We start from the raw sequence: 19,966 nt of genomic DNA, 5'->3' as shown, positions 1-19,966 counted from the left end.
TGCGAAACATCCTTGACTGTGCACTGCTCGTCCCATAACGGTTGTTCTGTGGGTCGTTGTCAGTGTCGGGTGCTTCAATGTCGAGCACGAGGCAAGGGGTTGGCCGGGTGTCAACTGCTGTGCTGTAGCGCTGTACTGAGCCGTGTTGTCCGAGGAGGGGTGAGGCCGTGAGCGGGGGGTTCGACCTGCGGGACGAGCCGTGGATTCCGGTGCGGTTACTGACCGGGGGGTCCGTACGGCTGGGGCTGCGGGAGTTGTTCAAGCGGGCACACGAGATCGAGGATCTGCTGCTGCCGGTACCGCCAGCGGCGGCGGGTCTGCTGCGCATCCTGGCCGCGATCACCGCGAGGATCGGACAGAACGCAGGTGTTCGCCTTGATGACACGGGCGTTGCGGAAGACATCGAAGACTGGCACCTCCTGCGTCGGCGGGTACTCAAGCGTGGCCGGTTCGAGCCGGAAGTGGTGGATGCCTATTTCGACAAGGAGGTTCCGGCAGGCTGTTTCGACCTGTTCGACCAGGAGCGGCCGTTCCTGCAGGATCCGCGCCTGGCCGCACAGTGCGTGGATGCGAAGGGAGCACCGAACTCTTCCGGCGTGAACAAGCTGGTGATGGGGCGGCCGACTGGGGTCAACGGAGCCGTGCTGTTCGGACATTTCACGGACACGGCGCCAGTCCCGGTACCGACGCACGAGGCGGCCTGGCATCTGATCGCGCAGTTGTACTTCGGCCCCTCGGGCCAGTGCACACCGCGGCGGATCACCGATGTACGGGCCGGCAGCGGTGATGCGGCACCGTTGCGGAAGTCCGTGTCCTACTTTGCTTGGGCGCCGGAGCTGTTCACGAGCCTGGTACTGGCCGTGCCCAGTCCGCAGGCCGAGGTGGACTGGGAGGAGCGGGACGCCTGCCCGTGGGAGGCGGAGCTGAACGCCCCGATGGAACCACTTCCTGCCATGACATGGCCGGGCGGGCTGCTGACCGGTCGGTTCCGCCACGCCGTACTGCTGGTGCCCTCGGCCGACCACCGGTCGGTGAGTGATGCCTACATCACATGGTCGACGCATGAAACGGCTCGTGAGGCGCGCGACCCCTACCAGATCCTTGACCGCCGAAAGGACGGGGCATTCCAGCCGCGCGAGGCGGACGGTGCGCGAGCACTGTGGCGGGACATCGACTCCCTGCTGCTGAAGGACAGCCGACAGGACGCGCAGCGACCGCCTGGCTTGGAGGACCTGCCCAAGAGCGTGCTGCCTACGCTGCGGGTGCGGGCCTACGGATTCGAGCAGGACGGTCAGCAGAAGGACAGCGTCTGGTTCCAGTCGACGACCCCGCCCGTGCTGCAGTGGCAGGAGGAGTCGAACGCGGAGATGGCGTACCACGTGAGTCGTTGTCACCGCGTTGCCGAAGATGCCGGCTCTCGGCTCGACTTCGCCGCGAAGGTCGCTTGGCGGATCGCCACCGACGCGCAAGCGGACGCTTCCCCCAAGGGCAAGGTCAGGATTGACCAGCGTAAACCTGGACCGTGGGCAGCGGCGGCACTGTCCCGCTACTGGCCCTCCGCTGAACGGGAGTTCTGGCGACTGGTCTCACCGGAGCAGACCGCAGCCGCCATCGAGCGCCCGTTCGTCGAGGCGGCCCTGGCCGCGCTGGACGAGGCGATCGGACAAGTCAATCGCGCCGACATCCGGGTGGCGCGGGCCCGTAGCCGCGCCCGCGCCATTCTCCTCAGGCTTCTGCCCGAGACCGAAGCGGCCTGATCCAGTCGATCCAGCTCAGCAGGCCCCGAGCTAATTGAACTCATCCGATCGCCCTTCCTCCCCCTTCTTCTTCTTTGTTTCCGTCATCGTCCTACCAGGGATGTGCCATGACTGTTTCCGCCTCGGCGTCCGCGCCGCCGGAGAAACCGACACGACCGTCCGAACGCTTTGTGGTGTATGTCCACGGCCTGTGCGAGTCCAAGCGGGCCAGGGCTGAACTGCGCCGAGGGCTGGGCTTGCCGGTCGAGCGGTGCAACTACCTGCACCGCTACATCGTGCCGTGGATGTCCGACGCCAACAAAGACGTGCACTCCGACACCAGGCGAGCCCACTACGCGGTCGCCGCGCTGATCGCCGCCCGCCCCCGTACCGCCCGAGAGATGCCGGCGAGCGATGCTGCACGCAGCGGTGGGGCCGGCGGTCGGAGGGCGCGTGCCAACCTCGGTTTCGCGCTCGGTCAGGCAGTCAAGAAGGGCGTCCTCAAACCGGCCACCGCCGAGAGCGCCTTGCATCTGATGTCCCGGCAGTCCACCGATGCCATCCACCCGGGGCTGCCTGCCCTGACCCGGCAGCTGCTCAGCGGTGGCGTCGCCGTGGACTGGGCGGTCCTCTTGGAGGACCTCTCCTGGTGGAACCGCGACCGCGACCGTATCGCCACTGCCTGGCTCGAGAGCTACTTCCGTACCACCACCGCCGAGCCCGCACCCGACGACACCGACCACCCCGAAACCCCTGAGCCGACCGAGGAGAACGAGCGATGACTCTCTACCTGGACCTGAGCGCCCTGCAGTCGGTGCCGGCCGCGAACCTCAACCGGGACGACCTCGGTTCCCCCAAGCAGGTGCGCTACGGAAACGCGCCCCGCATCCGGGTCTCCAGCCAGTCCTGGAAGCGGGTCATCCGGCACGGTGTCGAGCAGGACCTCGGCGAGAAGGCCGCCCGCACCCGCATGGTGCCGGTCAAACTGAAGCAGGCCCTGGAGCGGGCCGGATGGCCGGAGGAGCTGGCGGCGTTCGCCGGGGCGCAGGTCGCCGCCAGCGCGGGAAAGAAGGGCATCGGGACGGAAAAGGAGGGGCACACCTCGGTCCTGCTGTTCCTGCCCGAAGCCGCCATCGACGAACTGGCCGCCGTGTGCGGTGAACACCGCGAGGCGCTGGAGAAGGGACAGGGCGCGAAGAAGCCGGGACAGCTGTTGCCCACCGCCCGGATCGAGGAGATCCTCAAGCGGCGCACCGCCTCCATCAGCCTGCTCGGACGCATGCTGGCGGAACTGCCCGATGCCAACGTCGATGGCGCCGCCCAGGTCGCCCACGCCTTCACCACCCACACCGCAGAGCCGCAGCGCGACTACTTCACCGCCGTCGACGACTGGCTGGGCGAGGCCGAAACAGGAAGCGGCCACCTGGACACCGCAGAGTTCAGCGCAGGCGTCTTCTACCGCTACGCCACCGTCAACATCACCGACCTGGTGAAGAACCTGGAAGGTGATGCCAAGGCCGCCCGAACCGTCCTGGGTTCCTTCGCTGAGCACTTCCTGCTCTCGTTGCCCCAGGCCAAGCGCAACAGTACCGCCCCGCACACTCTCCCCGACCTGGCCTATCTCGCCGTACGCGAGCACCGCCCGCTCTCCCTGGCCGCCGCCTTCGAGACCCCGGTGACCGCCGACCCGCTGGGAGGCTTCTCCCAGAAGTCCCGCCTGGCCCTCGCCTCGTACACGAAGGAAATCAACCGCCTCACCGGCAACCGCAGCAGGCGATTCCACGGCCATGCCACCATCGCTCCCGACGAGCAGCTCACCGGCCTGGGTGATGCGCACGACTCCTACGACGAGCTGATCGAGGCTGCCGTGGAAGCCGCCCTTCCCCAGTCCGGAGAACAGCAGTGAGCGGACTCGTGCTGCGCCTGGCCGGACCGCTGCAATCGTGGGGGGAACGCTCCGCGTTCACGGCCGTACGGGACACCGCGTCGTTTCCCACCCGGTCGGCGCTCATCGGCCTGTTCGCTGCCGCGGAGGGAATCGGCCGCGACGACGGACGACTCGGCCGCTACGACAGCCTGCGGATCACCGTCCGCATCGACCGCCAGGGGACACGGGCCGTCGATTACCACACCGTCGGCGGCGGCCTGCCCAAGGCGCGCACCGCCGCGACCAGCGGCGGCAGCAACAAGGGCGCCGCCGTGATCACCCGACGCCACTACCTGTCCGACGCCGTTTTCGTCGTCGCCGTCTCCGGCCCGGAGCAGATCCTCACCGGCCTGGCTGCCGCGCTGCGCCGTCCACACTGGGCCCCCTATCTGGGCCGGCGCTCCTGTGTGCCGGATGAACCGTTCGTCCTGCGCGGCTATGTCGAAGACCCGGAAGAGGAACTGCGCACCCGGGTTCCGCTCAGTCTCAGCACCCCGGCTGACCTTGAGAACGACACCGTCGCGGTGGATTTCTTGCGTGAAGACCCACCATCCGGGGCGTCCGCGTCATGGTCCGACACCCTTGACATCAACGATGCTCCGGTCAGTTTCTCCCAGCACGGGCGCGCCCACCGTATGCGCCGTCTGTACCGGACAACGGAGTACCTGCCCTGGGCCCTGACCGGCCCTCAGCACACCCTGCTGCGGCGACTGATTCACTACGCCCGGACCGAGGAAAGCGCATGAACGACCACCCGGTGATTGCACGCATCCACCTCAACCCGCACCACCGCGCCGTCCACCGCGATCTGCGTGATGCCACCCAGATGCACCGCACCGTGATGAGGATGGTCCCCGACGGGCTGGGCGACTCACCGCGCCACCAGGCCGGACTGCTGTACCGGCTGGAGGAGACCGACACCTCCAGCACCCTCCTCGTCCAGTCCGCACACCTCGACCCGGCGCTCCTTCCCCCCGGATACGGTCACACCGAGGTCAAAAGCCTGGCCCCCATGTTCGCCGCGCTGCGTAAAGGACTCACCGTCCGCTACCGCATCGTCCTCAACCCCGTAAAACGCGAACGCCTACCACTGGACCAGAAGGAAAAGCGCGGCAGGATAGTCCCCCTTTCCGGCGTTGACGCCGACCAGTGGTGGTCCCGCCGTGCCACCGACGCCGGGCTGCACCTCCACGTCCTGACACCCACCCACCTGGCCCCCGCCCGCCCTCGAGATCAGAGAGCCGCGCCGATGCGGCACAGCCTCCTGCGGTACGACGGCACCGCCACGGTCACCGACGCAGAAGCCCTGACGCAAGCCATCCTGAACGGCATCGGCCGCGGCAAACCCTACGGCGCCGGCCTCCTCAGCCTCGCCCCGGCAAACGTGCCGTGAGCGCGCCGAAGAAGGGCGGTGACGCGCGCCGACGCCTTGCCGCCCCCACACTGGCCATGCTTCCCCGCGTCGCCGACTCCCTGTCGTTCTTGTACCTCGACATGGTCCGTGTCGTCCAGGACGACACCGGTGTCTGCGCACAGATCCAGACCCCGGACCACCGGACCGACCTGGTCTACATCCCCACCGCCGCTCTTTCCTGCCTGCTGCTCGGCCCCGGTGTGTCCATCACCACTCCGGCCCTGACCACCCTCGCCCGCCACGGAACCAGCGTCGTCTGCGTCGGAGCGGGAGGCGTACGCGCCTACGCGGCCGTCCTGCCCGATTCCCTCACCACCAACTGGCTGGAACAGCAGGTTGCTACCTGGGCCGACCCCGCCCGGCGTCTCGACGTCGCCATCCGCATGTACGGTATGCGCTTCCAGGACGACAAACTCCCCCAGACCGTCACCCTGGACCAACTGCGCGGCATGGAGGGCCAGCGCATGAAAGCCCTGTACAAGATCCTGGCCCAGCAGCACGGCATCGGTCGCTTCCGCCGCAACTACCACCCCGACCAGTGGCACGCCCAGGACCCCGTCAACCTCGCCCTGTCCGCCGCCAACACCTGCCTGTACGGCATAGTCCACGCAGCGCTGCTGGCCCTCGGCGTCTCACCCGCTCTCGGCTTCGTCCACGCAGGCACGCAGCACGCCTTCGTCTACGACATCGCCGACCTCTACAAGGCAGAAATCACCCTGCCGCTCGCCTTCGCCCTCCACCAGTCGACCAACCCCGAGCAGGAAGCGCGACGCCGCTTCCGCGAAGACCTCCGGCTGCTGCGCCTCTTGCCCCGCATCGTCCAGGACGTCCTGGCTCTTCTCACACCAGCGCGCACAGACGCCCCCGGAGCCGATGCCGACACCGAGAGCCGCTCCGAGCGACGTGATGTCGAGATGGTCCACCTGTGGGACCCCAAGGCAGGCGTCCTGCCAGCCGGCGTCAACTACGCGTCAGGGGGCGACTGATGCCCTCCATGCTGGTGATCGCCACGACAGCGGTCCCCGACCACCTACGCGGCGCCCTGAGCCGGTGGACCAGCGAAGTTGTACCCGGAATTTTTGTGGGAACCGTCTCCGCCCGGGTACGCGACCAACTCTGGCAGGCCGTCACCGAAACCGTTGGCAACGGTGCCGCCGTCCTCGTCCACCCGGCTCCCACAGAACAGGGTTATGCCATCCGCACTGCAGGCACCCGCCGCCGCGTCCCCATCGACTTCGACGGCCTCACCCTTATCCGCATGACAGCCACCCCTCAGGTAAAGTCTGAGCAAAGCCCTCCTTAAATCGCAGGTCACAAAGTGTCCTCCCCGCCGACGCGGGGGTGTTCCGGCGACCCGGGACCAGGTGATGGAGGAATGGCGGTCCTCCCCGCCGACGCGGGGGTGTTCCCACACTCCAACGGTTGCGCCGTGACCTGCGGAAGTCCTCCCCGCCGACGCGGGGGTGTTCCGGTCGAAAATCACTGCCCACCCCCGGCCGTCGCGTCCTCCCCGCCGACGCGGGGGTGTTCCGGCACGCGAGGAGATGTACGACGCGGCCAAGGCGTCCTCCCCGCCGACGCGGGGGTGTTCCGCGTCGTCCACGCCCCCGGCCGGTAGCGCGGCCGTCCTCCCCGCCGACGCGGGGGTGTTCCGCAGAGTACGGCGGCGACCCGGAAGGCGGTGGCGTCCTCCCCGCCGACGCGGGGGTGTTCCGGGTGAGAGGGGGCCAGGGGTCAGCGGAGGACCGTCCTCCCCGCCAACGAGGGGGTGTTCCGGTGAGACGCTCAGCCACGATTCACCCCCTCGTGTCCTCCCCGCCGATGCGGGGGTGTTCCGGACCTGCAGCGGTCCATCCGCGCGGTTCAGTTGGGTCGTCACAGGCTCCGGCTGGCGGCGTGTGGGTTGGTGGCCTGCGGGAGGCCGGTGGGAGTGGTCTTGAGTCGTGCGGGTCTGTGGGGCGCTGCCGGCTTCATGCGGGTGCCGGTGCCGTGGGCGAGATCCTCGGTGAGGCTGGCCAGGAGCGGGGCGGGTGTGTAGGGCGAGGCGTGGAGGGCCCAGGTGGGGCGGTCGATGCTGGGGCCGGCCCAGAGCGTCCAGGTGGGCAGGGCGCTGGGGTTCTGGGCGGCGAAGGCGTCGAACTGGACGCCGGCGTCGCCTGGGGTGGTCTCCCAGCGGATCCATCGGCCCTCGATGGTGTGCTTCCAGCCGGCGTCGGTGAGGGGGCGGGTGGCTTCGGTGACGGTCTTCTCGGTGGTGGGGCTGCCGATGGCTGTTTCCCAGGCGTCGCCTTCCGCGAGCCTGCTCAGGAGGGTCTTCAGCAGAGGGGCGGGGGTGGTGCCGGTCAGGGTGAGGTGCCACATGCGGTCGGAGACAGGTGTCTCGTAGGCGGCGAAGGTCCAGGCGGTCTCGCGGGGATTCGTTTCGTGGACGAGTTCGGCCCGCAAGGTCTGTGACTCGTGGATGAGGTGGGTGGTGCCGTCCGACCAGGTGCGCCATTTCTCCCAGTCGTCGTGTTCGGTGACGAACTCGTCGAGGGCAGCATTGTGGTCCGCCGGGTCGGCGGCGTATGCGGGAACCATCTCGGTCCGCTGGGTGGCGGGATCGGGTTCCAGTGGGCTTGGCGAGTGCAGCGTGCTGCGGGCTTCGGCGGCCTGGCGCTCGACGTCGGTCATGGGCGCGGGCCCGGGGCGCATGGTGTCGCCGTGGAGGCGTTCGAAGTCGGCGAGAGCCTCAGCGGGTGAGCCGAAGGTCTCGGTGATCGTGCGCAGGTGATTCTCGCCGTGGAGGGCGACGCTGCTGCCGTCACGGTAGGAGCCGACGGCGACCACGGTCCCACTGTCGTCGGCGTGGGCATGGATGACGAGGCGACCGTGACGGATGTCGTCGTAGATCTTCTGGGCTTCGTCTGAGCTCTCACGGATCTCCTGGCGGGTGCACCAGGGCATGGGGTAGTCGGCCCAGGTCCACTCCTCGTCAATGGCTTCGCGCAGGCCAGGCGCGATCTCGGTGCTGATGCCTTCGGCGGTGAGCGCCTGGGCGGCCCGTTCCGCCCAGTAGGGCTCCTCATGGTCGATGCGGACCATGACCAGCGTGTGCTCGTCCACGCTCTCGAAGCCGCGGACGCTCAGGTGGGCGTGGGCGATGTGTCGTGCGGTCCCGGAGACGGTGGCGACGACGGCGCTGCGATGGGAGGGGTGGGTGCCGAGGCGGACGTGTGCGTCGATGGACGGTGTCGTCAAGGCGAGTTGCTCGATTCGGCCTGGGGTCGGGCCATGGGGCCTTGGCCCTGGGCGGGTAGAGGTCAGCGGGAGATGCGAGGGGAGGGCGGGGTTGTTACCGGTGGTGCGCCCGCCCGGGGCGGGGGTGAGGTTCGGGAGTGGGCGGGACCGGTTGGTGGCGTGGGGTGGTTGGCCCGTTCCCAGCGGGTGCGCAGCGAGGCGAGATCCGCCAGTGCACGGCGGCTGCCGACGACGAGCTGGTACGGGGTGGTCGCCGGATCGTCGGTGAACGCTGCGATGCGTGTGCCTATGCGATGTGCGGTCGTGAGGACGGCGCGCTTCAGGATGCGTTCACCCCAGTAATGGGGCGATCCGCTGGGTGGTGTGTCGAGGAGGTCGAGCAGGTCCCGGGGGGTGATCTCTGTGGTGAGCAGGCGCTTGTGCTGGGCCTCCCACAGGACGGTGACGGGGTCGACGGGAGCGCCGCGTCGGGTCAGGGCGGTCAGGCACTGCCACAGGCCGGCGTGGAGCGGGTGGGTGAGGTCCTGTGCGGTCAGCCAGCGCATCTGCTCGGCTTCTGCGGGGTGTGCGGTCGCGGTCGCCAGTAGTGACCGCTCTTCGTCGAGCGTTTCCTCGTCGCGGTCGCCGAGTGTGTTGCTGGGCGGTGGTGTCGGCGTGCGGGGTAGGGAACCGGGGTGTGCGGGGAAGCGGGCCGCGAGGCCGTCGGTGCAGCGGGCGAGGGCATCGGCTTCGGCGAGGGTCGCGGAGACGGGCCGGTGGAGCGTGGTGTCTGTCGCGGTCTGCTGGAGGCGGTGGGCATGCAAGCGCAGGGTACGGCGGGCGTGGTCGGTCTCGACCATCCGTGCGTAGGCGGGCGCGTGCTTGGGCCGTGGGCAGATCTGGACCAGCGTGTGCAGGTAGGAGGCGGTCAGTCCGCGGGTCTGCTCGCGGGCGGTGGTCAGGACCGCGGTCAGCCAGCCGGCGTCTTCGGCGTGCCGGCCGGGGTCGGGGGCTGGCAGGGAGCGGATCGCGGCGAACAGGGCGCCGTGAGCGTGGTGGGAGAAGGAGTCGGGGCCGACTCCGGTGATGTCGGCGAGGCGGTGGGGTTCCAGGAGGAGGGCGCCGAGGAGGGCCTGTTCGGCGTAGTGCACCGGCTGCGGTGGAAGCGGCGTGTCGAGGCCGTCGTCCTCGTCGGGGGCGTGGTCGGGGAGCATCAGGCGGCGAGGGTGAAGTCGTCGAGGTTGAGGGGCACGCGGAGGTGTGGGGCGAGGAGGTGGGCGGCGAGCAGTGGGGGTACGGCGTTGCCGATCTGGGAGAACTGCTGGCCCTTGTTTCCCTGCCAGGGGTAGTCGGCGGGGAAGGTCTGCAGGATGCCGGCCTCCTGGGCGGTGATCCGGATCGGCTCCGGGGCCGTCTGAGGCTCGTCCTCGGGCGGGGTGCTGACGGGTTCGGCGACCCAGGTGCACTCGTTCGCGCGGTGCCCGAAGAACAGGGTCCCGGCGGGCTCGTCCAGCGGCCGGACGGTGGCGTTGGCCTGGCTGTTGCTGCGCAGCGCCCACTTCCAGTGGGTGGCCTTGCTGGTGAACGTGGGCGCCGGGCTCCCTGCGGAGGTGACTGAACGGGTGCCGTGCCGCTTGGTCCAGCTCGCTCCGCGGGGCTGGGGTTCGAGCACCACCTCCGTGGGAACCGTCTGTGGGCGCCATAGACCTCGCTCCCGGGCGGTGGCGAGGGTCTGACGTGAGCCGGAGGGGAAGGGCTCGGGGCCTCCGCCCGGTCCGCCGCCGGCGCAGACGGTGGGGACGGGCCGGTCGGTGGCTCCCCAGCCGAGGGCCTCGGCCATGCTGACCCACCGGGCACGGCCCGGACCGAACAGCGAATCGGGTTCGGCGACGTGGGCGTGGGTGGGCGCGGGCGGTTGGGCTGTACGGATACGGGAAGCGAGGAGGATCGCCCGCCGTCTCGTCTGGGGGACGCCGTAGTCGGCGGCGTTGAGGATGCCCGTCCAGACGGAGAAGCCCCAACGGCGCAGGACTGCCGCGTACTGCCGCCACAAGGGCAGGACGTCGGGGACCTCCTCCATGGCGACCCACTCGGGTTCGCCGACCGCATTCAGGGCGTGGAGGTAGCGCATCGGTTCGGCGGCCAGCATGCTGCGTTCGTCCCGGCAGGCGGCCAGCAGCTTCTCGCGGGTGTCCCGCCCGGCGGCCAGGTCTGCGACGGCTCGGTGCACCAGCGGCTGGTCCACCAGACCCAGGCGCTTGCCGGCCATCGACCATGCCTGGCACGGCGGGCTCGCGATCAGCCCCCACGTTCGGCCGACCCACGGCCACGTCGGGTACAGGGCCACGTCCGTCCGGATGGTCAACTGGCCAGCAGCAGTACGGGTCTTGCAGGCCCACTTGTCCCACTCCAGGCCGACGTCCCGAGCACCCAGCACAGTCAGGGCGTGGCTCCAGCCGCCCGGTCCGGCGAACAGGTCGAGGATCAAGAGGTCAGCCCGAAGTCGTCCTGTGCCGGCGCGTCCACTTCTCCCCGGCATGCCCAGGGCGAACACCCGCCGGCCACGCCGTGCTCCAACTCGTACACGTCCGTCAGCTCGTCCTGGAGAGCTGCTCGTTCGGCGGCGGTGACGTGGTCGATCGGTGCCTCGCTGAGGGGTACGCGTGAGCGATGAAGGAATGCCTGGCCGAGCAGCTTGTTGCCGGTGGCGTTGGCGCGGGCGTTGCCCTTTCGGATCGCGGCGTCGAATTCGACGACGTCCTGCCATTCTTCGGGGCTTGTGTCGCGGATGTGGCGCCATTGCGCGTTGCCGTGGAAGGGGCATCCCAGGCACGACGATTTCGGTGTGTCCGCGAGGCCGAGCGAAGCCAGGTAACGGGTGCAGTCGCTACGGGACCAACCCATCTCGATCAACGGATGGACGTTCTTCATGTAGCGGACGTCGGCGTCCTTGGCGCGATGGAATTCGTCCGTCGAAATGCCGATCCACTGCTCGACGAGCACATCCTTCGGGATGCGCTGTGGATAGGGGTATCCGAGGAGTTCGCGGACCTTCTTCTTGATCGGCTTGATTTTGTACTCACCAGTGCACTGGCGCCTGGTCATGCCCTGCTTCCCGTCCTGGTTCAGGATGTAGAGAGGCATGGAGGCGAATCGGTGATTCGGGTCGAGGGCGTCGTCACGAATGTTTCCGGAGGAGACGCGCAGCACAGGGATTCCGGCGGACCTGGCTATCTCTGTTTCCAGGCGGTCGAGGTGCTTGTATACAGCAGCCGGTTCCCAACCTGTGTCGGCGAAGATGGCGTAATCGACCTTCGGGAGGATGCCTTCGGCGGAAAGAGCGAGCATGGCGCTGGACTGGGCTCCCGCGCCGAGCGATATGGCGCGGAACTGCGGAGTGGCGGAAATGGGAAGTCCTGACGGTGAGATGGTGGGGAGAGGGGGCCGGCGCTCAGCGCTGCGTACGGAGTGTGTAGGAGATGACGGCGACAAGAGCGCCCGCTTCGTTGGGGCGAAGGCTGCTCATCGGCGCCTCCCGCCCGGCTTGCCGGGCGCGGGCGCCTTGCCCGGTGATGCTGAGGGCGTCGGTCCGGGCCGCTGGGTGTCCAGTACCAGCTTCCCGGCGGCCGTGACCGTGACGTCCTGGCCGGCGATGGCGGAGTGCTGTGTGTTGATCCGGATCAGGCGGTGCTTCTCCAGCACGGCGAAGGGTGTGGCGTGGATGCTGCTGCCGTCGCCGGTCATGACGCTTCCGCTTCCGCCTCGGCGCTCGTAGCGGCGGGCGCCGCCTTGGGCGATCTTGTCGAGCGCCGTGTACTGGGCGTTGGTCAACTGCGGCAGTGACGGGCGGTGTTCTGGGTGGTCTTTCAGGTCGCGGGCGATCCCGGCCGCCGTGTACCGGCAGCACGTCGCGCACAGGTCGAGGTGGTGGGCGGCCGTGGTCAGGCTCTCGGCCAGGAGGGGCCTGGCCTCGGCGTGCCGGGCTTGGTGCACGGCAGCATCGTCGACCGGTGGGCCTCCGGTGATGGCGGCGGCTTCGAGCGGGTTGTCGGCCACGGCTCTCGCCAGCTGCGAAGCGGCGAGAGAGCCGGAGGCGATGACCTCACTGAGCGTCTCCAGGGAGGAACGACTGCCGGGCACGGCCGTGTACTGGCTGCCATCGAGCACGGACAGGCGGACCAAGGCGCGGCCGACGAGCTCGTGGATGGCGAGGATTTTGGGACCGACCTGCTGCAGCATCTCGCTGCCCGGATGGGCGTTCAGGGCGGTGACGGTGGCGTGCAGGGCGGCGAAGTCGGCGCCGAGCTTGCGGAGATGGTCGATCTGCGCGGGCAGGTCAATTTGGCGCATGGCGATGGTGGGGCTCCGGTGGAGTGGCGAGGTGTTGTGATCAGGCCGCAGGGCCGAAGTCGTCCTGCGTGGGGGCGTGCTTGGCGACGGCGCGGGTGGTGATGGCCTTCGAGGCGCGGGCGGAGGCCGCGGACAGCTCGTCGGCGCCGGGCTCCAGGTACCAGGGGCGCAGGTCGAGCATGGCGGCGCGCATGCCGGTGGCGAAGCACAGGGCGGTGCCCTTGGGCAGGGCGCGGATGGCGTCGGCGGGCAGGATCCGCTCCTGCCGCATGGATACCGAGGTGGACTTGCCGGACTCGGAATGGGAGGTGGAGGTGGTCTCGACGTCGTGGTCGCCGATCAGCCGGGACAGCTTGTCGGCGAAGTCCGGGTCGTCGATGCCGGAGCCGATGACCTTCACGGTGGAGGCGGACCACATGGCGTCCATGCCCGCGTCGCCCCAGACCTTCTGGCCCTGGCGGTAGGACTGCAGGATGGTGATCGGGATGATGCCGCGGCTGCCGAGGTGGGAGTACAGGTCCGGCAGGTCAGAGATCTTGCAGACGTTGGCGGCCTCGTCGAGGAGCGCGAGCATGGGTGGGTCGAGGCGTCCGCCGGCGCGCTCGGCCTGGGCGGTCGCGGCCCGCATCACGGAGTCCGCGCATGCCGCGATCAGGGCGCTCGCTCCGCCTCCGCCGTCCTTGCTCAGCAGGTAGAGCGTGTCTGTGGAGGTGACGAACTGCGACGGGCGGAACTCGGCGATGTCTTTCTGCGGGGTGACCCAGGCGGCGATCTCGGAGTTCAGCAGGGCGGCGGCGTACTGGCGGGCGGTCTCGTAGATGCCGTCGCGGGTCTCCGGCGGGCCCTCGACGGTGCCCTTGAGCTGGGCGGCGACGGCGGCGAAGTCGTGGTCGCGGAGGATATCGAGCGGGGTGCGGTCGGCGGGGAACGCGAGCCACTGCATGACGTCGGTGATGGGCCGGTCATCGAGGGCTGCGGCGAGGAAGAGCTGGGACAGGATGTTGGATCCGGCCTTGGACCAGAAGTCGCCCTGCTGGGAGGCATCCACGCTCGCGGCGAGGAAGTGCCCGGCCAGGCGACCGGCACCGTCCAGAGTCTTGGCGTCCGCGAGAGGGTTCCACCACATCTCGCGGGACACGTGGGCGATCTGCTGCGGGTCCATCGACCACACCCGCCCCACCGCAGCCCGGGCGTCGAGGGTCGCGGTGTACGCGTCGCCCGCCGCCTTGTTCGAGGTCAGCAGGACCGGGCCGGGCGCGTTGAGGATCGAGGGGATCGCCAGCGACGTGGTCTTGCCGGAGCGCGGGGCCATGATCGCGACGGCGACGTCCTCATACCCCATGCGGACCTCGTGCTTCGTGCCCTGCAGGTTGCCGAGGAGAACGCCTGTGTCCTTGGCATCGATGCGCTTGGCGGTCTTCAGACTCGGCCGCAGGGAGCGGGTTTTGGCGGTGATGGCTTTGGCCATCAGGGGCTCGATGTCCTTGGGCTTGGCCATGCCGGCGATCTTCTTCCGTCCTCCACTGGTCCTATGGCGCGACCACAGGACGACGGCTGCGGTGGCGAGCGCGAGCAGCGCGGCGGCGGGGACGAGGCGGGCTCCGATGAGCAAGGATGTTTCTCCGGTGTGAGGCCAGAGCTGGTCGGGGTGGAGCAGAGCAGTGGTGGGTGCGTATGCGGCCCAGGACTGGCCGGTCAGCCAGGCGGTGATGTTGCCGGACAGCCAGGCGAGGTGGGACAGGGGGACGACGATGGTGGCCACGCCCAGGAGGAGGCGGAAGGCGATGTCGTAGCCGTCGGAGGGCTTGCTGGCGGAAGGGGGCAAGGGCGATGTGCTTCCGGGCGAGGGTGGGAGGCGTAGGTCAGAGGGTGTTGCCCGGGTGGGCCGGTGGGCGCCGCGGGGTGCTCGGGGCTGCTAGCGGTGCGCTGCGGCGGGCGGTGAGTGTGCGGATGTGGTTTTTTCCAGGGTGAAGGCGATCAGGCTGACAGGCAGGTTCGCCTCGGCCCGTGTGATGCGGTTCGGGTCGACGGTCTTGGGAGACGAGGGCACCACTACCTCCGTACCGGGGTGGTCCGGTCGGCCACGGGCGCCGGCTTCGCGGTCGGCGGCGGGACCAGGTGCGACCGGGTACTGCGAGCAGTGGTGTTGATGTCGATGACGGCGTGGCCATGAGTGGCCCAGTCGTCGAGGTAGCTCCATGCCTCGGCGTAGTGGTCGGCGAGCGCGTCCTCGTACGTCGGCGTGCCGGGCCGGGTGGTGAGGGGGAGGCCGGCGCAGGTCTGCTGCCACTCCTGGTGCAGGACGTCCAGGCGGTCGAGCGCGTCGCGCAGGGTGCCGAGCTGCCAGGCCCAGCGGGACTGGACCGCACGGGCGGCCAGTGGGGCGAGTTGTTCTTCCGCGGTGGCGAGGAGTTGCCGTGCGGTGGGGCGGACGGCCTCGAATGCTTCGGCGGTCTCGCGGTCGCGCTGGCGCTGTCGGAGGCCGTAGGCGTGTTCGTCGAACGGCCAGCCGTCGAGATCGGTGTTCTTTTCGGAGTAGTAGTCCCAGTTGGCCAGGATGTAGGTGCTCTCGCGTAGGAAGGCGGAGAGCTGCCTCAGAGTGGCGCGGTGGGAGTCGGAGGTGGTGGAAATGACGGGTCCTTGTGGGGTGGTGATGTTCGGAGTCCCCTGTTCGGCGGTCATCGCCGCAGGGAGGCAGACGGGGATGGCGGCGGAGCGGGGACCTTGACCGTCTCGGGCTGGGGGCGTCGCCGGGCCGCACGGATCCGGGCACGAAGGGCACGGAGTCGCTCGGTGTGCGCGTCGACCACGTGCTGCGGGGACAGGGGACTCGGCTTCTGCATGGCGCCATGGGCGGTGCGGTCGAACATGCCGCGCTGGAGCGGGGCTGGGTTGGCGAGTGCGGTGACGAAGGCTTCGACCAGGCGGGTGGGCGTCTGGGCATCGAACCAGGCGTGCCAGAGTCGGAGGCCACGGGAACCGTGTCCGGGCTCGTGCGCCTCCACGTGCCAGGACACGGTGGCGTTCCGTTCGGGACGCCGTTCGACGCGGCACGTGGCGTCCGGCGAGCTTGCGGCACCGCGCGCATCGATGAGCCAGCTTGCGGCGTCCGCCGCGACCAGGGGGTCGCGTGGATCGACGGTCGAGGGGGCGACGAGGGCATCGGTGACAGCGCTGAGGACCTCGGCGGGGACGAGTTCGCCGAACTCTGCGTACCAGCCCGGGTCGGTGTCGGTGGGCTCGGCCCGCAGCCGCCACCGAGCGGCGGTGGCGGACTGCGGATCGAACTGCAGGCTGTGCCGGTGGTCCGGGCTCGTCAGTACGATCTCGGGGCTCAACGGATCGGATGTGCGCGTCCATCCGGCCGCGGCCAGGCCATGGGTGACGTGTCGGCCGTCGCCGGGGCCGGCCAGGTGGCGCGGACCGGTGTCGAACGGGACGCGCCAGGCGTGGGTGTCGGCGAAGGCGGCGAGCTGCCGTTCGCTCACGGGCACGGGCCGCACTCCGGCAGGGTCTCGGGTGCCTTCCGGTACAGGCTGCGCAGATCGTCGAGGGCGTAGTGGAGGGTGTGCTGGTCGGCCTGCTCCCACGCGGCGGTGCGCAGCTCCTGGATCAGGAGGTCGGTTTCGACGGTGTGAGGGGTGGCGGGGTGCTCCTGCACGGCTCGGGCCAGGGCGCGCAGGGCGTCGGCGAGCTGGACGGGGACACCGGTGTACTCGTCCAGCAGCGGCTCGATGAGGCCGAGTGCCTCGGCGGGCTCGGGGTTCTCGCGCAGGTACTCGGTGAGCCGGGCCAGGGTCTGGGCGGCGGCGTGGATGTCGCCAGGGGTGGGTACGGGCATGGAGCTCCTTGGGGGGAGGGCGGAAGGATCAACGGTGGGCGCGGGCCCCGCGCTGGGTGGCGCGGGGGCGCGCGGTGGTGGGGGGCTGGTTGGCCTGCCAGGAGGGGCGGGCCCAGGTGGCGGTGCGGGCGGCGGTGATGCGGGCTTGCTGCCAGGCGCTGAGCTGTGAGGGGAGGACCGAGACGGAGGTGGTGCGGATCCGGGTGCTGTGGGGGACGCGTCCGCGGGGGCGCATGACGGGCTCGGGGCTGGCAAGGGCGGCGGCGTAGCTCTGCACTAGGTGCATCGGAGTGGTGGCGGTGAACTGGGCTGTCCAGCCGTTGCCTTGGTGAGCCTGGGCTCCGGACCACCACATGGCGTGGCCGTCGGGGGCCTGGTGGAACTGCATCCAGGCCGAGCGGTCGGGGCTCACCGCGGTGATGTGGCCGTCGCCAGGTGGGATGTGCCAGCGCTGTTCCTGGAGCGGGGCCCAGACGTTGGGGGCGTGTGCGGAGTGAGGGCGGGTGAGCGCGTCGGTGAGCCCGGCGACGATTTCGACCGGTGCTTGGCGGCCCAGGATCGCTGTCCATTCCTCCTGGTGAGTGGTGGCCTTGCCGTGGATGGTCCATCCGCCGGGCTGGACGAAGGGGTCGTACCCGATGCGGATACTGCGGTCGGGGCTGTCCATGAGCAGGGGCCCGCCGGGCTTTGACCGGTCCCGCCATCCGGAGGCGCGCAGGAACTCGGAGACGTGGCGGATGTCTCCGCCGCCGGCGAGGGCGCGGGGCTCGATCAGGTAGTGCTGCTCGGCCTGCTCGCCTGGACTCCAGCCGTGCCACTGCTTTTTCTTCACCGGCGGCGCCGGACGACGAGTGGTGCGGCGTTCGGGGGCGGTGTGGGAATGGGGGCAGGGCGGGTGGTCAGTTCGGTGAGGGTGTCGGTGTGCTCGTCGAGTTCGAGCGCGATGTCGTGCAGTTCGTTCGCGGCCCGGCCGAGGGCGAGCCAGACCTCGGCCGGCAGGATGCCGCGTTCGGCCTGGTCCTTGGCGAAGTGGGAGCCGGTGACGACCAAGTGGGTGACGCGGCTGAGGACACCGTCCTGCGGTTCGAGGACCCGTGCGATGACCTGGATGGCCTCATGCGGGGGGAGTTGGGAGAGATGGTCGGTGAGTCGGCCGAGCTGGCGCGCGATCTCGTCGGCCAGCCGGGTCGGGTAGGGGGTGGTGCGGGGCATGGTCCTCCCGAGCGAAGGGGCGAGGGCAGTGGTGGTGGCGGTGGCCGATCCGCATGGGCCGGGGAGTCCCGCGCCGGGGCATCTCGTGCCGGGGAGCGGTCGGCGGGCCGGTGTGCTCGCCGATGTTTTGCGTCACCGCCTCCTCCCGGCGGAGGCCCTGGTGGCAGCCGGGACTGGCGAAGGCGTCGGCGGGGTGGCGGTGGGCGGGATCCGGCCCGAGGGGTGCTGGAGCGCGACGGCGATGCCGTGAGCGTCGAGCTGCGGACCGATCGCCCGCACGGCGCGTGCCTGGGCGGTGGTGTCGTCGCCGCTGAGGCGGTAGGTGCCGCTCTCGTCGCGGACGAACCCGTTGGCGGCCAGGACTTCGGCAGCCTTCTCGCTGACAGGGGCGGCGGCGAGGCTGCCGTCCGGCTGCCAGGTCAGGACGACCCGGTCCGGCTGGGACGGCTGGGTGCCTGCCGCGTTGCAGCGGACCTGGGCGAGGGCCGTGTCGAAGCGGGCCAGTAGGTCGCCGGCGACCAGCTCCGCGCTGTGGAACGGGTCGTCCGTCAGGACGATTCCGTCCGGTTCACGCAGGCCCCGGAACGCCTCTGAGGGGAGGTTTCTGGGGGCGACGGCGGCGATGAGGAATCCGTCCCGTCCGGGCCGGTCGAGGACGACGAGCTGCGCACCGTCCTGGCGGGTGAGGACCGCTGCTTGCTGGAGCGGGTTCTTGACGAGGGCTTGGGCGACGAGGTCCATGTCCCAGATACGGTCGGTGAGATCGGCGAGGTCGTCTTTGTCCTCGGCCGGGTGGTGACAGCTGGTCCAGGCATCGGGCAGTTCACCGGCGAGGACATCGGCGAACGAGACAAGGCGTCCAGAGTCGTGGTCGTGCATGTCTTCCTTGATCAGATGGGATGGCGTCAGCGGCGAAGTCCGACGACGGTGGGCGGAGGCGGTACTGGCACGGCATGTGGCGGGGCGGGCAGGCGCAGATGGTGGAGCGTTCGCGCTCTGCCGCGGGGGATCTCTTCCGCGTAGGTGCTGTGGCCGGGGTGCTGGGTGTGCCGGTCTGCGAGGTAGCGCAAGCGACATGCGGGTCGGCAGCCTCGCCCATGCCGTCGTGGAAGTCCGCGGTGGCCTGCAGGATTTCCTCAAGGGCGTTGAGGATCCCGTCGTAAGAGGCGGTCAGCTCGGTGAGGACCTCGGCCCCTCGTCAGTAGTGGCCTTGCGGATGCACTCGGCGAGCTGTGCGACCTGGGCGCCCAGCGGCAGATAGCGAGGCGGGACGCCGGGCGGTGTGGAAGTCCTTGTCGCAGTCGACGTGGTAGCAGACGGCCCGCAGCCGGGCTACGGCTTTGGTGGCGAGGCGGGCCTCCTCGTCCACCGTGAGATCGATGGGTACGCGGTGTCAGGTCTCGCGGAGCTGGACGACAGGGACGAACCCTGCGCGCTGAAGAACGCTGTGGGCCTCGGGGTCGCCGCCCCGGGCGAGGACCTCACGTCGGAGTGAGGAGCGCGGCGGACGGCCAGGAATCGGTCGGCCAGAGGCAACGGGACGAATCTCCTACGGTGATCGTCGTGGAGTGTTTCGTACCGCGGGTGGGGCGGTGGCAACACCGGTTCACCCCAGGGCCTCGCAGAGCGGGTCGTGCGGAGTGTGGGTGCGGGCGCTGACTCGGGGGATCATGTCGGTGTTGCTCCGATGGTCTTGGCGACCTGGGTGGCGGAAGTCGCGGGCGGAGCGCGGTGATCAGAGAGCGCTCGCGGGCCGGGGCGGCGGACGGGCAGGCTCACTGGCCGCGCCTGATGTCGGCGATGTGCACAAGCTGGCCGAGGGCTGTGGTGGTGTACCAGCCGCAGTCGATCAGTGCGTCCTGCCCTGCGTACTTCGGCAGAAGGTGGTCTTCCATGGCGCGCAGGTGGATCAGGCAGTCCGGGCAGCGGCGCGAGAGGTGCACGAGGTAGCGCGGGTGGCCGGTGATGTAGGTCTGGGCTCCGCCGGTGGCGTCGCGCAGCCGCCACCCGTCCTCGTCGGTCGGCGTGTGCCAGGAGGGGGAGACGACACGCATGGCGTCTCCCCACAGCTCTCCGCCGGCGACTCCCTTGAGGACGACGATCTGGTCGCCGGCCTCGAAGTGGGCGTGGGTGACGTCCCGGGAGGGGGTGAGCGGGTCAGGGGTGGGCGCGAAGGCTGGAGGGGGCGGGCAGAGCTCGGTCACGGAAGGTCCTTTTCACGCAGGGCGGGTGGCGGCGGGAGGATCAATGGTCCGGAGGATCGCCGG

Annotated in this window: 21 protein-coding genes and 1 CRISPR repeat array; of the genes, 8 read left to right on the top strand and 13 right to left on the bottom strand. The window is 69.7% G+C overall.

From position 1 onward, the window contains the following. Window positions 1-167 precede the first annotated feature (167 nt). The 7 genes from casA to cas2e all read left to right on the top strand — a co-directional run bounded on the left by casA (window position 168) and on the right by cas2e (window position 6,380). The gene (casA, locus tag PYS65_RS06560) at window positions 168-1,757 is read left to right on the top strand and encodes a type I-E CRISPR-associated protein Cse1/CasA (RefSeq protein WP_279332836.1); all 1,590 of its coding nucleotides are present in this window, start codon (window positions 168-170) and stop codon (window positions 1,755-1,757) included. A 107-nt stretch (window positions 1,758-1,864) separates the two neighbouring features. Beyond that, window positions 1,865-2,518, top strand: coding sequence for a type I-E CRISPR-associated protein Cse2/CasB (casB, locus tag PYS65_RS06555; protein ID WP_279332835.1), 654 nt, complete (start codon window positions 1,865-1,867; stop codon window positions 2,516-2,518). Further along, window positions 2,515-3,642, top strand: coding sequence for a type I-E CRISPR-associated protein Cas7/Cse4/CasC (gene cas7e / locus PYS65_RS06550; protein WP_279332834.1), 1,128 nt, complete (start codon window positions 2,515-2,517; stop codon window positions 3,640-3,642). Before casB ends, cas7e begins: the two co-directional genes overlap by 4 nt. Before the next feature lie 8 nt (window positions 3,643-3,650). Next, on the top strand, window positions 3,651-4,409 hold the full coding sequence (gene cas5e / locus PYS65_RS06545) for a type I-E CRISPR-associated protein Cas5/CasD (protein ID WP_279332833.1): 759 nt from the start codon (window positions 3,651-3,653) through the stop codon (window positions 4,407-4,409). Further along, window positions 4,406-5,056, top strand: a complete 651-nt coding sequence (gene cas6e / locus PYS65_RS06540; protein ID WP_279332832.1) for a type I-E CRISPR-associated protein Cas6/Cse3/CasE — start codon at window positions 4,406-4,408, stop codon at window positions 5,054-5,056. Before cas5e ends, cas6e begins: the two co-directional genes overlap by 4 nt. 56 nt (window positions 5,057-5,112) lie before the next feature. Continuing rightward, window positions 5,113-6,063: a type I-E CRISPR-associated endonuclease Cas1e gene (gene cas1e / locus PYS65_RS06535; RefSeq protein ID WP_279337879.1), complete on the top strand. Its 951-nt coding sequence runs from the start codon at window positions 5,113-5,115 to the stop codon at window positions 6,061-6,063. Beyond that, the gene (gene cas2e / locus PYS65_RS06530; protein ID WP_279332831.1) at window positions 6,063-6,380 is read left to right on the top strand and encodes a type I-E CRISPR-associated endoribonuclease Cas2e; all 318 of its coding nucleotides are present in this window, start codon (window positions 6,063-6,065) and stop codon (window positions 6,378-6,380) included. The genes cas1e and cas2e overlap by 1 nt, the downstream gene beginning before the upstream one ends. A 17-nt stretch (window positions 6,381-6,397) precedes the next feature. Continuing rightward, window positions 6,398-6,913: direct repeats of the CRISPR family, unit length 28 nt; unit sequence GTCCTCCCCGCCGACGCGGGGGTGTTCC. Between the two features lie 39 nt (window positions 6,914-6,952). On the opposite strand, the gene PYS65_RS06525 is transcribed toward cas2e, so the two are convergent. From PYS65_RS06525 to PYS65_RS06470, 12 genes are all read right to left on the bottom strand, one after another. Next, window positions 6,953-8,317, bottom strand: a complete 1,365-nt coding sequence (locus PYS65_RS06525; protein WP_279332830.1) for an SPDY domain-containing protein — start codon at window positions 8,315-8,317, stop codon at window positions 6,953-6,955. 62 nt (window positions 8,318-8,379) lie between these two features. Beyond that, window positions 8,380-9,510 carry a DnaB-like helicase N-terminal domain-containing protein gene (locus tag PYS65_RS06520; protein ID WP_279332829.1) on the bottom strand — a complete coding sequence of 377 codons (1,131 nt, stop codon included), beginning with the start codon at window positions 9,508-9,510 and terminating at the stop codon, window positions 8,380-8,382. Further along, on the bottom strand, window positions 9,510-10,784 hold the full coding sequence (locus tag PYS65_RS06515) for a DNA cytosine methyltransferase (RefSeq protein WP_279332828.1): 1,275 nt from the start codon (window positions 10,782-10,784) through the stop codon (window positions 9,510-9,512). The genes PYS65_RS06520 and PYS65_RS06515 overlap by 1 nt, the downstream gene beginning before the upstream one ends. Further along, window positions 10,781-11,644, bottom strand: coding sequence for an adenine nucleotide alpha hydrolase family protein (locus PYS65_RS06510; protein WP_279332827.1), 864 nt, complete (start codon window positions 11,642-11,644; stop codon window positions 10,781-10,783). The genes PYS65_RS06515 and PYS65_RS06510 overlap by 4 nt, the downstream gene beginning before the upstream one ends. A gap of 174 nt (window positions 11,645-11,818) precedes the next feature. Further along, window positions 11,819-12,646: a hypothetical protein gene (locus PYS65_RS06505; protein ID WP_279332826.1), complete on the bottom strand. Its 828-nt coding sequence runs from the start codon at window positions 12,644-12,646 to the stop codon at window positions 11,819-11,821. A 40-nt stretch (window positions 12,647-12,686) separates the two neighbouring features. Then, the gene (locus PYS65_RS06500) at window positions 12,687-14,471 is read right to left on the bottom strand and encodes a type IV secretory system conjugative DNA transfer family protein (RefSeq protein WP_279332825.1); all 1,785 of its coding nucleotides are present in this window, start codon (window positions 14,469-14,471) and stop codon (window positions 12,687-12,689) included. Between the two features lie 227 nt (window positions 14,472-14,698). Further along, window positions 14,699-15,328 carry a hypothetical protein gene (locus tag PYS65_RS06495; protein WP_279332824.1) on the bottom strand — a complete coding sequence of 210 codons (630 nt, stop codon included), beginning with the start codon at window positions 15,326-15,328 and terminating at the stop codon, window positions 14,699-14,701. Then, window positions 15,325-16,140 carry an SPDY domain-containing protein gene (locus PYS65_RS06490; RefSeq protein WP_279332823.1) on the bottom strand — a complete coding sequence of 272 codons (816 nt, stop codon included), beginning with the start codon at window positions 16,138-16,140 and terminating at the stop codon, window positions 15,325-15,327. Before PYS65_RS06490 ends, PYS65_RS06495 begins: the two co-directional genes overlap by 4 nt. Next, window positions 16,131-16,487, bottom strand: a complete 357-nt coding sequence (locus PYS65_RS06485; RefSeq protein ID WP_279332822.1) for a hypothetical protein — start codon at window positions 16,485-16,487, stop codon at window positions 16,131-16,133. Before PYS65_RS06485 ends, PYS65_RS06490 begins: the two co-directional genes overlap by 10 nt. Window positions 16,488-16,515: 28 nt before the next feature. Next, the gene (locus tag PYS65_RS06480; protein ID WP_279332821.1) at window positions 16,516-17,319 is read right to left on the bottom strand and encodes an SPDY domain-containing protein; all 804 of its coding nucleotides are present in this window, start codon (window positions 17,317-17,319) and stop codon (window positions 16,516-16,518) included. After that, window positions 17,316-17,699 (bottom strand): hypothetical protein, encoded by a 384-nt coding sequence (locus tag PYS65_RS06475; protein ID WP_279332820.1) that lies wholly within the window; start codon window positions 17,697-17,699, stop codon window positions 17,316-17,318. The genes PYS65_RS06480 and PYS65_RS06475 overlap by 4 nt, the downstream gene beginning before the upstream one ends. 132 nt (window positions 17,700-17,831) lie before the next feature. Beyond that, window positions 17,832-18,578, bottom strand: coding sequence for a hypothetical protein (locus PYS65_RS06470; protein WP_279332819.1), 747 nt, complete (start codon window positions 18,576-18,578; stop codon window positions 17,832-17,834). 403 nt (window positions 18,579-18,981) lie between these two features. Here PYS65_RS06470 and PYS65_RS06465 point away from each other — a divergent pair, with 403 nt between their 5' ends. Next, window positions 18,982-19,194 (top strand): hypothetical protein, encoded by a 213-nt coding sequence (locus PYS65_RS06465; RefSeq protein ID WP_279332818.1) that lies wholly within the window; start codon window positions 18,982-18,984, stop codon window positions 19,192-19,194. Between the two features lie 280 nt (window positions 19,195-19,474). On the opposite strand, the gene PYS65_RS06460 is transcribed toward PYS65_RS06465, so the two are convergent. Next, complete coding sequence (locus PYS65_RS06460; protein WP_279332817.1) at window positions 19,475-19,903, bottom strand: hypothetical protein; 429 nt, start codon at window positions 19,901-19,903, stop codon at window positions 19,475-19,477. Window positions 19,904-19,966 lie beyond the last annotated feature (63 nt).

It is taken from the genome of Streptomyces cathayae, from assembly GCF_029760955.1.
GTDB classification, from domain to species: domain Bacteria; phylum Actinomycetota; class Actinomycetes; order Streptomycetales; family Streptomycetaceae; genus Streptomyces; species Streptomyces cathayae.
This window is presented reverse-complemented; position numbering and strand designations above follow the sequence as displayed.